The sequence below is a fragment of the Streptomyces sp. NPDC018019 genome, from assembly GCF_044327805.1.
GTDB lineage: Bacteria > Actinomycetota > Actinomycetes > Streptomycetales > Streptomycetaceae > Streptomyces.
In genome coordinates this window covers 61,400-73,703 of record NZ_JBIRGD010000001.1, presented here as the reverse complement: position 1 = coordinate 73,703, position 12,304 = coordinate 61,400, and the positions used below count along the sequence as shown (strand labels likewise).

Here is a 12,304-nt window from a genome sequence, read left to right as displayed (position 1 = left end):
GGAGGCGGCCGGCGGCGGCGGACCCCGGCGGACCACAGGAGCAGGCCCGTCCAGGGCCGTGGACAGCGCGGCACCCTGCGGCCGCACTCTCGACCATCACCTGACCCGACAGTAACCTTACTTCGAAGTAAATTTACGCGAGGACCAGGAGTTGGCCAATGCCCGGACACCGTCTTCCTCCGTTCGATCCGGCCCCGCGGACCTTCCTCGCCCCGCACCGCACACCGCACCGGCCGGGTGCCTGATGCCGGGCGACGCGGCGCCCGGCCGGTCCCGCCCGCCGCGGCTGCTGCCCGCGCTGGCCAAGGGCGTTCTGACCGGGATCGGCAAGCACCCGCGGCCGGACGCCGCCCTGCCGCGCACCCGCCTCGTGCTGCCCGCCGTGCGGATCGGACTGGGCCGCGCCGCCTCGTACGCGCGGGTCTGCGGGTACGAGGCCGCCGAACCGCTGCCCGTCACCTATCCGCACATCCTCGGATTCCCGCTGGCCGCGCGGCTGATGAGCGCACGGGACTTCCCGCTGCCGATGCTCGGGCTGGTGCACACCGGCATCGAGATCACCCAGTACGTGCCGCTGCACCCGACCGACACGCTCGAACTGACCGTGTTCGCGGGCGCGTTGCGGGCGCACCGGCGCGGCACCGAGGTCGTCATGACCACCGAGGCGCGCCGCGGGGGCGCTCTGGTGTGGCACGACCGCAGCACCTATCTGGCGCGGCACCGGACGCCGGGGAGCGAGACCCGGACGCCGGGCAAGGAGCGTCCACGGCTCTCGGGCACTCCCTCCCCCGGCCCGCGCGAACTGCCCGTACGGGCCCAATGGCGGCTGCCCGCGGACCTCGGCCGCCGCCACGCCGCCGTGTCCGGTGACTACAACCCGATCCACCTGCACGCCCTCACGGCCCGCCCGCTCGGCTTCCCACGCGCCATCGCGCACGGCATGTGGACCTTCGCGCGCTGCGCCGCCGAGGCGGTGCTGCCGGGTACGGCGACCCTGCGCATCTCGGCGGAGTTCCGCGCTCCGGTACTGCTGCCCGCGACCGTCTCGTACGCGTACGAAACCACGCGCACGGGCGGCACGTTCCAACTGCGCGGCGGCCCGGACGGCCGGGCCCGCGTCCACCTGGAGGGGAGGGTGGAGACGGACGTGTGACGCGCGGCGGCCCGGCCCCGGGGGCGCCCCGGCGCCGGGCCGTGCGCCTCAGCTCCCCGGCGACCACCGTTCCCCGGCCATCAGCCGGCCCAGGCCCGCCCACGCGAAGTTCATCAGCGTCGCCGCGGTGTCCTTGGCCGACGGGCGCTCCCCCGCGCCCGGGCCGCCGGCGTTGGCCCAGTCGGCGAGCGATTCGGCGGCGCCCACCAGGGCGTGCGCCAGGCCGGACACCTCGCGGGCGGCCGGTTCCCGGTCGCAGCCCGCCTCCTGGGCCGCCGCGCCGATCATCGCGGTGACGAATTCGATGATCTCGGCCCGCAGCGCGGCGACTTCGACCGCGAACGGCTCGCCCTGCGTACGGGCCTGCTGGTGCAGCACCGTCCAGCCGTCCGGATGCTCGGCCGTATGTGCGAAGAATCCTTTCAGTCCGCTCCACAGCTGCCGGTCGGCGGACGCCCCCGGCTCCACCGCCGCCCGCACGGCCTCCGCGAGCGCCGCCGCCTCCCGCCGGATGACGGCGCTGAACAGCTCCTCCTTGGAGTTCAGATACAGATAGACCAGCGGCTTCGACACCCCCGCCACCTCGGCGATCTCATCCATCGAGGCCGCCCGGTAACCGCACCGCGCGAAGGTCAGCACGGCCGCGTCGAGCATCTGCTGCTCCCGCACGGCCCGCGGCATCCGCTTGCTCTTCACAGCTCCCACGCCAATTGCCCTTCCGTCCCGCCCCTTTACCGCCAAGTAAGTTTACGTTTTCCCGCCTTGTCCCACGCCTCTTGACGTGATCGCTTCGCTTACGAGACGATACGACTCGTCTCGTTTTACTCGACGGAAGGACCTCGCATGCAGCAGGCGCACCAGCAGTTCGTGGACGCGGCCCCCGGCGTGCGCCTGTGGACCGAGCAGCGCGGCCCGGCCGACGCGCCTCCGCTGCTGCTCGTCATGGGTGCGCAGGCGTCCGGGCTGGGCTGGCCGGAGCCGTTCGTGGACGCGCTCGCCGTCCACCACCGGGTCATCCGTTACGACCACCGCGACACGGGCCGCTCCACCTGGTCCTTCGACGAGCGGCCGTACCGCATCACGGACCTGGCGCACGACATCGTCCGCGTCCTCGACGGCCTCGGCGTCGAGCGGGCGCACCTGGTGGGGCTGTCGCTCGGCGGGATGCTGACGCAGCTCGTCCTCGCCGACCACCCCGGCCGGGTGCTGAGCGCCACCCTGATGGGCACCTCGGCGATGAGCACCACCCCGTACACCCGCCCGGACGGCACCCGGGTCCCCGTCGCGGAACTGCCCGGCATCGCCCCGGAAGTGCTGGAGATGTGGGCCCGCCCCGTCGAGGACCACGGCCTGGAGGCCGAGCTGGACCGGCGCGTGGAGCACTGGCGGGTGCTGAGCGGCGGGCAGCTGCCGTTCGAGGCCGGGTACTTCCGCGCGCTGGAGCGGCGGATCATCGAGCACACCGGCCGTTACGACGTCTCCTCCGCGCCCGCCCGCGCCGACCACTCCGGCATGCTGCGCACCGAGGCCCTGGCCGCCAACCAGGTGCCCGCCCTCGTCATCAGCGCCCCGGCCGAACCGGTCTTCCCGCCGCCGCACCCGCACCATCTCGCCCAGGTCATCCGCGGCGCGGACCTGGTAGAGATACCGGGCATGGGTCATGCGCTGCCGCCGGAGGTGCAAGGGCCGCTGGCGGAGGCGATTCTGGCGCATACGGGGAAGGTGGCCTGACGCGCCTACGGGGAAGCCGGGCTGACGACCGTACGGGGATGGGCTGCCACCCGTACTCGTACGCGAAACGCCGGACGGACCGGGGAGACCCCGGTCCGTCCGGCGTTCAGGTCACCGCGGAACGCGCGGCCGGTGTCCGGCTCAGCCGACCCCGGCCGGCGCCGGGACCGCCACCTTCTGCTCGGCCTCGCTCACCACGCCGTCCTCCAGGTCCACACCGGCGGCACGGTCGTACGCGTCGCGGTCCAGGATCTTCTCCTTGGCCGCGACCAGGATCGGCACCACGACCTGGCCCGCCACGTTCGTCGCGGTCCGCATCATGTCCAGGATCGGGTCGATGGCCATCAGCAGGCCGACGCCCTCCAGGGGGAGGCCGAGCGTGGACAGGGTCAGGGTCAGCATGACGGTGGCGCCCGTCAGACCGGCGGTGGCCGCCGAGCCGATGACCGAGACGAAGGCGATCAGGACGTAGTCACCGATACCGAGGTGCACGTCGAAGATCTGCGCGATGAAGATCGCGGCGAGCGCCGGGTAGATCGAGGCGCAGCCGTCCATCTTGGTGGTGGAGCCGAACGGCACCGCGAAGGACGCGTACTCCTTGGGCACGCCCAGGCGCTCGGTGACCTTCTGGGTCAGCGGCATGGTGCCGACCGAGGAGCGGGAGACGAAGGCCAGCTGGATGGCGGGCCAGGCGCCCTTGAAGAAGTGCAGCGGGTTGGCCTTGGCGAAGACCGACAGCAGCAGCGGGTAGACACCGAACAGCACGATCGCGCAGCCGACGTAGATGTCGACGGTGAAGGTCGCGTACTTGCTGATCAGGTCCCAGCCGTAGTCCGCGATGGCGTAGCCGATCAGTCCCAGGGAGCCGATCGGGGCCAGCCGGATGACCCACCACAGGGCCTTCTGGAGCAGCTCCAGCGCGGAGCGGCTCAGCCGCAGCACCGGCTCGGCACGGTCGCCCAGCTTCAGGGCCGCGATGCCGGCCACCGTCGCCATGAAGACGATCTGCATGACCTTCAGCTCGGTGAACGGCGTGATGACGTCCTTGGGGACGATGCCGGTCAGGAAGTCGATCCAGGAACCGGCGTGCTCGGGGAGCTTGCCGTCCTTGGGGGTCAGGCCGGTGCCCGCGCCGGGGTTGCTGATCAGGCCGATCGCCATGCCGATGGCGACCGCGATCAGCGAGGTGACCATGAACCACAGCAGGGTGCGGGTGGCCAGCCGGGCGGCGTTGTTGACCTGCCGCAGGTTGGTGATCGAGACCAGGATGGCGAAGAAGACCAGCGGCGCCACGGCCAGCTTGAGCAGCTGGACGAAGAGGTGGCCGATGGTGTCGAGGGTGGTCTTCAGCCAGGAGACGTCACCGCTCTTGGCGATCCAGCCGAGCAGGACGCCGAGGACGAGGCCGAGCAGGATCTGGGCCCAGAACGGGACCTTGGGTATGCGGCGGGCGGTTCCGGCGGTCTCGGGCGACCGCTGGGTCTCGGAAGACGTGGTGGACAACGGACACACTCCGGGGACAGACAGGCGTCGAAAAGGTGAGGAAACGGCGGACAGCGCCAGGAGACAGGAGGTCCGTATCGATCCGTACGGGATCTCCGGCCGCTGCGGAACGAGGTCAGCGGCGGCAACAGGCCGCGGACATGCAGCGGCAAAGATCGACGTGCAGGCGCGCCACGAGCGGGACGCCCGTGGGGAGGTGGTGCGCTGCTGCTGTCTTCATGTCGAACACGTTAACACTTGAACTTTGGGGAACCCAAAGAAATTCTTTGGGTGGGGGAGACGGGCGGTGCCCGGTCCGTCCGGTGGAACACGTGATGCCCCGCCATGGAGGGGTTTCCTCCACGGCGGGGCATCCGTCGATGGTGCGGCGCCTCACGCGCCTGCGGGGTCCTGCAACCGGCTACAGAAGGCCGTCCTCCTGGCGGGCGTTGGCCGCGATACGGGCCTTCTGCCGGTCCACCTTGGCCACGATCTGCTCGGACATCGCGTCCCGCTGCTTGCGCAGCAGCACGAAGCTCAGCGGCGCGGAGATCACCACCGCGAGCAGCAGCAGCCACACGGCGTTGGAGCTGCCCACGCCGAGCGGGATGACGCGGAAGTACGCCAGTGCCCAGACCAGCGCGAAACACACGACGAAGATCCCCAGGCGCAGGGCGGTGTAGCGGAGCGTGGCGAACTTCTGGCTACTCACGGGCGGACCTTCTTCACGACGACAACCGAAAGGGTCTGCAACCAGTCAAGCACAGCCCGATTCGTGATCTTCCGGGCCCCTGCCCCGGAAGCGGAACGTGCCGCACCGGCCCCGGCCCGCCCCGGCTACGTCAGCTCCCGCCACATCGTGATGTCGTCCCGGTAGTCGTCGTCGGCCAGCTTGATCGCCGACGGCACCCGGCCGACCTCCTGGTAGCCGCAGGCACCGTAGAACGCCTCCAGGCCGTTGCCGCCCCGGCAGGTGAGCCGGATGCCCTCGACACCGTCGATCGCCCGGGCGGTCCGCTCGACGGCCGCCAGCAGGCCGCGGCCCGCGCCCCGCCCCTGGAGGCCGGGGTGCACCATCACCGTCGAGACCCACAGCCAGTGCCGGTGGATGCGGTGGTGGTTGAGGTGGAGGAACGCGGTCGCCAGGACCCGGTCCCGCCCGTCGCGGCCCACGATCAGCCGGGCGCGCCCCTCGGACATCGCCGCCAGGTGGGCGAGCAGGTCGCCGCGTACGTCCTCGGGCGTCACCGGCGGTACGTAACCGACGGCGCCGCCCGCGTTGGACACCTCGGCCCACAGCGTGCGGATGCCGTCGGCCAGTCCGGGGGTGACGGCGGGGTCCAGGTCGAAGCGGAGGTCCATGCCGCGGACCCTAACCGCCCCGGACGGCATCCCGCCGCCCCCGGCCGCCCCGGAGGGCAGCCCCGTCCCGGGCCTCACACCCGCATCGGCTGCGGGGCCTCGCGGCGCTGCGCGTCCGGGCCCGGGTACTCCCGGATGATCTCGTAGCGGGTGTTGCGCTCGACCGGCCGGAAGCCCGCGTCGCGGATCAGTTCCAGCAGGTCGTCGCGGGTGAGCTTGTTCGGCGTGCCGTAGTTGTCCGCGTCGTGGGTGATCTTGTACTCGACCACCGAGCCGTCCATGTCGTCGGCACCGTGCTGGAGTGCGAGCTGCGCGGTCTGCACGCCGTGCATGACCCAGAAGACCTTGACGTGCGGGACGTTGTCGAACAGCAGCCGGGAGACGGCGAAGGTCTTCAGCGCCTCGGCGCCGGTCGCCATCGTGGTGCGCGCCTGGAGCCGGTTGCGGACCTTGCCGTCCTTCATGTCCACGAAGTCGTGCTGGTAGCGCAGCGGGATGAAGACCTGGAAGCCGCCCGTCTCGTCCTGGAGCTCGCGCAGGCGCAGGACGTGGTCGACGCGGTGCCGGGGCTCTTCGATGTGCCCGTACAGCATCGTCGCCGGCGTCTTGAGGCCCTTCTCGTGCGCCAGGCGGTGGATGCGCGACCAGTCCTCCCAGTGGGTGTCGTGGTCGACGATGTGCTGGCGCACCTCCCAGTCGAAGATCTCGGCGCCGCCGCCGGTCAGCGACTCCAGACCGGCGTCGATCAGCTCGTCGAGGATCTCCGAGGCGGGCAGCCCGGAGATCTTCTCGAAGTGGTGGATCTCGGTGGCGGTGAACGCCTTGAGGGAGACCGTGTCGGGCAGCGCCTCCTTGAGGGCGCTGAGCGAGCGCGGGTAGTAGCGCCACGGCAGGGTCGGGTGCAGGCCGTTGACGATGTGCAGCTCGGTGAGGTTCTCGCCCTCCATCGCCTTGGCGAGGCGGACGGCCTCCTCGATGCGCATCGTGTACGCGTCCTTCTCGCCGGGCTTGCGCTGGAAGGAGCAGTACGCGCACGAGGCGGTGCACACGTTGGTCATGTTCAGGTGGCGGTTGACGTTGAAGTGCACCACGTCGCCGTTCTTGCGCGTGCGCACCTCGTGGGCGAGCCCGCCCAGCCACGCCAGGTCGTCGCACTCGTAGAGGGCGATCCCGTCCTCACGGGTCAGCCGCTCCCCGGACCGGACCTTGTCCTCCAGCTCGCGCTTGAGACCCACATCCATGGATGCAGTCATCCGGCCGCCTCCCATATCTCTGCCAAAATCGGGCGTCACCGAGCCTACTCCCCCGTTTTCCGGCCCCGCCGGGCCCCCGTGCCTGTACGGCCGGGAGCCCGCCGTACAGGCGCGGAAGGGGTGTCCGGCGTGTCGCCCCACCGGCGCGGAAGGGCGGGCCCGCGGGCCGCGCTACGCGTCCTCGGGCAGCTCGCCGACGCGGTTCTCCCACTTGGTGGAGAGCACGATGGTGGTGCGCGTACGGGAGACGCCCTTGGTGCCGGACAGCCTGCGGATGGTGCGCTCCAGCCCGTCCACGTCGCTGACCCGCACCTTGAGCATGTACGAGTCGTCGCCCGCGATGAACCAGGCGTCCTCGATCTCCGCGAGGTCGCGCAGCCGCATCGCCACGTCCTCGTGGTCGGCGGCGTCCGAGAGGGAGATGCCGACCAGGGCCGTGACGCCCAGACCCAGCGAGGCCGCGTCGACGGTCGCGCGGTAACCGGTGATCACGCCGGCCGCCTCCAGGCGGTTGATCCGGTCGGTGACGCTGGGCCCGGACAGGCCCACGAGCCGGCCGAGCTCCGCGTACGAGGCCCTGCCGTTCTCCCGCAGTGCCTGGATGAGCTGCCTATCTACGGCATCCATACGCCCCTGACCTTCCATTCGCTCTGCAATCCCGGCTTTTACATGTAGAATCTAAGGCATACAGGGGCTGCGACCCTGTAAACCGTCAATCTCAGTTGATCAAAGACGATCTTTCACAGGAGAAGTCACCGTGTACTCGATCGAGATGGCCTACGCCCGCATGCGTGAGCTGCAGGACCTGGCCAATCGTTCTCGTGCCCACCGTCCTGCCGCCGCCGCTGAAGGCAAGCGCCGCTTCGGCCGTACCGGCTCCGCCAAGAAGCGCTAGTCCGCCTCCTTGGAGCCCGAGCCCAGCTCCCCCACCCACCGCCGGTAGAGCCGGTGCGGCACCTGAGCCGCGTCCAGCACCCGGCCCGCGACGAAATCCACCAGATCCTGGATGTGCGTCGCCCCCGCGTAGAACGCCGGCGAGGCGGGCAGCACGACCGCGCCCGCCTCGTCCAGCGTCACCAGATGCCTGAGGGTCTGCCCGTTCAACGGAGTCTCCCGCACCGCGACCACCAGCCTCCTGCGCTCCTTGAGCGTCACGCTCGCCACCCGCTGGAGCAGGTCCTTCGACAGCCCCAGCGCCACCCCGGCCACACACGCCGTGCTCGCCGGCACGATCAGCATTCCCTTGACGGGGTACGAACCCGACGACGGTCCCGCGGCCAGGTCGCCGGCCGGCCAGTGGCGCACGAGATCCAGGTCCGCGTCCGTGACGGCGAACGTCCCCGGCTTGCCGTCCGCCCCGCGCGCCAGCCACTCCCGCAGGTCCGCGCGCCAGTGCGCGTCCCGGAAGGAGATGCCCGTCTCGTCCAGCAGCGTCAGCCGCGAGGCCCGGCTGACGACCAGGTCCACCGCCTCCCCGGCCGCGAGCAGGCCACGCACCACGGACGCCGCGTACGGCGTGCCGGACGCGCCCGAGACCCCCACCACCCAAGGGCGGCGGGGCACGTCGGCGGACCCGGCGGCCGGCCGGGCGGAGTGCCCGCCGGGCCTTGTGACACCGGGCTGACTGGGGTTGTTGTCCTGCGGTTCCACGGCATCGAGCCTATCCGGCGGAACCACCGGACCCGTCACGACCGTTGGTCGGAGTGAACGGGGAAAGGAAGGTGCCGCCGATGATGACGCGAGCGCTGGAGCGCGCGAAGCCCGCCGCCGCGCTGATGCTGGGCTGGGTCGCGCTGCTGTGGGGCCTGGAGATCGCCGACGCCGCTTCCGGGAACGCGCTGGACACCTTCGGCATACAGCCGCGGGAGCCGGGCGAGCTGGCCGATGTGCTGCCCGCCGCCTTCGTCCACTTCGGCTTCGACCACCTGGCCGCCAACACGCTGCCGCTGCTGCTCCTGGGCTTCCTCGCCGCGCTGCGCAGCGGGCTGGGCCGGTTCGCCGGCGTGGTCCTGCTCATCGCGCTGACCAGCGGCCTGGGCGTCTGGCTGACCGCCCCCGCCGGCAGCAACACGGCCGGCGCCTCGGGCGTCGTCTTCGGCCTCTTCGGCTATCTCCTGATACGCGGCTTCATCGACCGCAAGCCGCTGGACATCGCCCTCGGCGTGCTCGTCGCCGTGGTGTACGGCTCGCTCCTGTGGGGCGCGCTGCCGACGAACAGCGGCATCAGCTGGCAGGCCCATCTGTTCGGGCTGGTGGGCGGTGTGCTGGCGGCGTTCGTCTTCCGGCAGCGCCCGACCGCGCCGCTGCCGCAGGGAGAGGCCCGCCTGATCCCGTGATCCGCGGGTCGGTCCGCTCCGGGAAGCAGCCGCGTCGGAGCGTCCCGGAGCGTCCCGGGGCTCAGAGCGTCAGGCCGCGGACGAACAGGTCCAGCAGCGCACAGACGAACAGCGCTATCCCGATGAAGCCGTTGACCTGGAAGAACGCCCGGTTCAGCCGGGACAGGTCGTGCGGTCGCACAATGGTGTGCTCGTAGAGGAACGCCCCGACGACGATCACGAGACCGAGCCAGAAGAACGCTCCGGCGTGGATGGCGAGCGCGTACCAGACCAGCAGTGCCGTGGTGACGACGTGGCAGGCGCGGGCGCCGTGCAGGGCCGCCGGGATGCCGAAGCGGGCCGGTACGGACTTCACGCCGTGCGCCCGGTCCGCCTGCACGTCCTGGCAGGCGAAGATCAGGTCGAAGCCGCCGATCCAGACGCCCACGGCGAATCCGAGGATCACCGCGTCCCAGGACCAGGACCCCGTGACGGCTATCCACGCGCCGACCGGGCCCATCGCCTGGGCGAGGCCCAGGATCGCGTGCGGGAAGTCCGTGAAGCGCTTGCCGTACGGGTAGACCACCATCGGGATGACGGCGATCGGCGCCAGCGCCAGGCACAGCGGGTTGAGCAGCGCCGCGGCGCCCAGGAAGAACACCACCGCGACCAGCGCGCCGGTCCAGGCGGAGCGCACCGACACCGCGCCGGTGACCAGCTCGCGGCCGGCGGTGCGCGGGTTACGGGCGTCGATCTCCCGGTCGATGATGCGGTTGGCGGCCATCGCGAACGTCCGCAGGCCCACCATCGCGACCGTGACCAGCAGCAGCTCGACCCAGTGGATGCTGCGGTCCGAACCGTGCATCGCGGTCAGCGAGGCGATGTAGGCGAAGGGCAGCGCGAAGACCGAGTGCTCGATCATCACGAGCCGCAGGAAGGCTTTGATCCTGCCGGGCCGTGCGGGTTCGGGACCGAAGAGTTCCGGTGTCGCTGAATCGGCGCTCATGTCTAGAACCCGTACTCCTTCCAGCGGCGGTCGACCTTCGCCGCCGTCTCGGTGTCCGACTCGACCATCTCCGGCCAGCCGCCGTCCCTGGTGTACCCCTCCTCGGGCAGCTTGCGCGTCGCGTCGATGCCCGCCTTGCCGCCCCAGAACTGCTGGTAGGAGGCGTGGTCGAGGTGATCGACCGGCCCCTCGACGACGGTCAGGTCGCGCGCGTAGTCCGTGTTGCCGAGGGCCCGCCAGGAGACCTCGTGCAGGTTGTGCACGTCGCAGTCGGCGTCCACCACGACGATCAGCTTGGTCAGCGACATCATGTGCGCGCCCCAGATGGCATGCATCACCTTCTGGGCGTGCTTGGGGTACTTCTTGTCGATCGAGATGATCGCGCAGTTGTGGAAACCGCCCGACTCGGGCAGGTGGTAGTCCACGATGTCCGGCACGATGATCTTGAGCAGCGGCAGGAAGAACCGTTCGGTGGCGCGGCCCAGCGGCCCGTCCTCGGTCGGCGGCCGGCCCACCACGATCGACTGGAGCAACGGGCGACGGCGCATCGTCACACAGTCGATGGTGAGCGCCGGGAACGGCTCCTGCGGCGTGTAGAAGCCGGTGTGGTCGCCGAAGGGGCCCTCCGGCAGCATCTCGCCCGGCTCCAGCCAGCCCTCCAGGACGACCTCGGCGTTGGCCGGGACCTGGAGCGGGACGGTCTTGCAGTCCACCATCTCGATCCGCTTGCCCTGGATGAAACCGGCGAACATGTATTCGTCCATGTCGCCGGGCAGCGGCGCGGTGGAGGCGTAGGTGACGGCCGGCGGGCAGCCGAAGGCGATGGCGACCGGCAGCTTCTCGCCGCGCTTGGCGGCCACCTGGTAGTGGTTGCGGCTGTCCTTGTGGATCTGCCAGTGCATGCCGATGGTGCGCTTGTCGTGCCGCTGGAGGCGGTACAGGCCCAGGTTCCGCACGCCGGTCTCCGGGTGCTTGGTGTGGGTCAGGCCCAGGTTGAAGAACGATCCGCCGTCCTGCGGCCAGGTGAACAGCGCGGGCAGCTTCTCCAGGTCCACCTCGTCGCCCCGGAGCACCACCTCCTGGACCTGGGCGCTGTCGCCCTTGACCTTCTTCGGTGGCACGTGCGCCATGTTCGCGAGCTTGCCGAACGCCTCGCGCACCCCGACGAAGCCGTGCGGCAGCTCCGGCTTGAGCAGCCCGCCGATCTTGTCGCTGATCTCCTCGTACGACGTCAGGCCGAGCGCCTTGAGCAGCCGCCGGTCGGTGCCGTACACGTTCATGGCCAGCGGCATCGACGAGCCCTTGACGTTCTCGAAGAGCAGCGCGGGGCCGCCGGCCTTCTGCACCCGGTCGACGATCTCGCCGACTTCCAGGTACGGGTCGACCTCGGCCTTGATGCGCTTGAGGTCGCCCTCCCGGTCGAGCGCGCGCAGGAACGAGCGAAGATCGTCATAAGCCATGCTTTCCAGTATCCGGTACGCACTACCCTGGACGGGTCACCGGGCCCCGTGAGGCCCGCCCGTCAGCACAGGGGGGCTGCTTCCGCAATGCTCAGGTATCTGCCGTTCCTTCTGATCCTGGCGCTGTGGATCTACGCGTTCATCGACTGCCTGAACACGCCGGAGAACCAGGTCCGCGGCCTGCCGAAGATCGCCTGGGTCTTCATCATCCTGCTCTTCGGCGAGGTGCTGATCGGCCCGGTCGCCTGGCTGGTGGCCGGCCGGCCACGGCGCGAGCACGCCGCCGGCGGCGCCCCGTCCCCGTGGCAGCGCGGGGGCCGCGGCCCGGGCCAAAAGTGGGTCGCGCCGGACGACAACCCGGAATTCCTGCGCTCCCTCAAGGACGAGAACAAGAAGGACGAGGCGCTCCTGAAGGACTGGGAGGCCGACCTGCGGCGCCGCGAGGAGGAGCTGCGGCGCAAGGAAAACGGTTCGTCGGACGGCGAGGGGAACAACCCGCCGCCGAAGGGCTGACGGGCCGCCGGGCAGCGCCCCGCGCTCCC

The 12,304-nt window shown here is 70.7% G+C and carries 14 protein-coding genes; 5 read left to right on the top strand and 9 right to left on the bottom strand.

Going from position 1 to position 12,304, the window contains the following annotated elements; translation table 11 throughout:
• Positions 1-244 precede the first annotated feature (244 nt).
• Positions 245-1,153 carry a MaoC family dehydratase gene (locus tag ACH4FX_RS00375; protein WP_398473981.1) on the top strand — a complete coding sequence of 303 codons (909 nt, stop codon included), beginning with the start codon at positions 245-247 and terminating at the stop codon, positions 1,151-1,153.
• 48 nt (positions 1,154-1,201) lie between these two features.
• Here ACH4FX_RS00375 and ACH4FX_RS00370 read toward each other — a convergent pair whose 3' ends face one another.
• Positions 1,202-1,858, bottom strand: coding sequence for a TetR/AcrR family transcriptional regulator (locus tag ACH4FX_RS00370; RefSeq protein ID WP_398473980.1), 657 nt, complete (start codon positions 1,856-1,858; stop codon positions 1,202-1,204).
• 138 nt (positions 1,859-1,996) lie between these two features.
• Here ACH4FX_RS00370 and ACH4FX_RS00365 point away from each other — a divergent pair, with 138 nt between their 5' ends.
• A complete protein-coding gene (locus ACH4FX_RS00365; protein ID WP_398473979.1) occupies positions 1,997-2,884 on the top strand; it encodes an alpha/beta fold hydrolase in 888 nt (295 codons plus the stop codon).
• A 141-nt stretch (positions 2,885-3,025) separates the two neighbouring features.
• Here the strand turns inward: ACH4FX_RS00365 and ACH4FX_RS00360 are convergent, their stop codons facing one another.
• From ACH4FX_RS00360 to ACH4FX_RS00340, 5 genes are all read right to left on the bottom strand, one after another.
• Positions 3,026-4,387 carry a dicarboxylate/amino acid:cation symporter gene (locus tag ACH4FX_RS00360; protein ID WP_398473978.1) on the bottom strand — a complete coding sequence of 454 codons (1,362 nt, stop codon included), beginning with the start codon at positions 4,385-4,387 and terminating at the stop codon, positions 3,026-3,028.
• Between the two features lie 400 nt (positions 4,388-4,787).
• Complete coding sequence (locus tag ACH4FX_RS00355; protein ID WP_398473977.1) at positions 4,788-5,078, bottom strand: DUF4229 domain-containing protein; 291 nt, start codon at positions 5,076-5,078, stop codon at positions 4,788-4,790.
• Positions 5,079-5,203: 125 nt separating this feature from the next.
• Entirely contained in the window at positions 5,204-5,728 is a 525-nt protein-coding gene (locus ACH4FX_RS00350) for a GNAT family N-acetyltransferase (RefSeq protein WP_398473976.1), read from the bottom strand.
• A gap of 74 nt (positions 5,729-5,802) precedes the next feature.
• Positions 5,803-6,969: an aminofutalosine synthase MqnE gene (gene mqnE, locus ACH4FX_RS00345; RefSeq protein WP_398474565.1), complete on the bottom strand. Its 1,167-nt coding sequence runs from the start codon at positions 6,967-6,969 to the stop codon at positions 5,803-5,805.
• A 183-nt stretch (positions 6,970-7,152) separates the two neighbouring features.
• The gene (locus ACH4FX_RS00340; protein ID WP_003986103.1) at positions 7,153-7,608 is read right to left on the bottom strand and encodes an Lrp/AsnC family transcriptional regulator; all 456 of its coding nucleotides are present in this window, start codon (positions 7,606-7,608) and stop codon (positions 7,153-7,155) included.
• 130 nt (positions 7,609-7,738) lie between these two features.
• On the opposite strand from ACH4FX_RS00340, the gene ACH4FX_RS00335 reads away from it, so the two are divergent.
• On the top strand, positions 7,739-7,876 hold the full coding sequence (locus tag ACH4FX_RS00335) for a hypothetical protein (protein WP_398474636.1): 138 nt from the start codon (positions 7,739-7,741) through the stop codon (positions 7,874-7,876).
• Here ACH4FX_RS00335 and ACH4FX_RS00330 read toward each other — a convergent pair.
• A complete protein-coding gene (locus ACH4FX_RS00330) occupies positions 7,873-8,544 on the bottom strand; it encodes a UbiX family flavin prenyltransferase (RefSeq protein ID WP_398474563.1) in 672 nt (223 codons plus the stop codon). The genes ACH4FX_RS00335 and ACH4FX_RS00330 overlap by 4 nt on opposite strands.
• A gap of 167 nt (positions 8,545-8,711) precedes the next feature.
• On the opposite strand from ACH4FX_RS00330, the gene ACH4FX_RS00325 reads away from it, so the two are divergent.
• On the top strand, positions 8,712-9,317 hold the full coding sequence (locus ACH4FX_RS00325) for a rhomboid family intramembrane serine protease (RefSeq protein ID WP_398473975.1): 606 nt from the start codon (positions 8,712-8,714) through the stop codon (positions 9,315-9,317).
• 61 nt (positions 9,318-9,378) lie between these two features.
• On the opposite strand, the gene mqnP is transcribed toward ACH4FX_RS00325, so the two are convergent.
• Together mqnP and ACH4FX_RS00315 are read right to left on the bottom strand one after the other, a co-directional pair.
• Positions 9,379-10,302, bottom strand: a complete 924-nt coding sequence (gene mqnP, locus ACH4FX_RS00320) for a menaquinone biosynthesis prenyltransferase MqnP (RefSeq protein ID WP_398473974.1) — start codon at positions 10,300-10,302, stop codon at positions 9,379-9,381.
• 2 nt (positions 10,303-10,304) lie between these two features.
• On the bottom strand, positions 10,305-11,762 hold the full coding sequence (locus tag ACH4FX_RS00315; protein ID WP_398473973.1) for a menaquinone biosynthesis decarboxylase: 1,458 nt from the start codon (positions 11,760-11,762) through the stop codon (positions 10,305-10,307).
• An 87-nt stretch (positions 11,763-11,849) separates the two neighbouring features.
• Here ACH4FX_RS00315 and ACH4FX_RS00310 point away from each other — a divergent pair, with 87 nt between their 5' ends.
• A complete protein-coding gene (locus ACH4FX_RS00310; protein ID WP_398473972.1) occupies positions 11,850-12,275 on the top strand; it encodes a PLD nuclease N-terminal domain-containing protein in 426 nt (141 codons plus the stop codon).
• Positions 12,276-12,304: the final 29 nt, after the last annotated feature.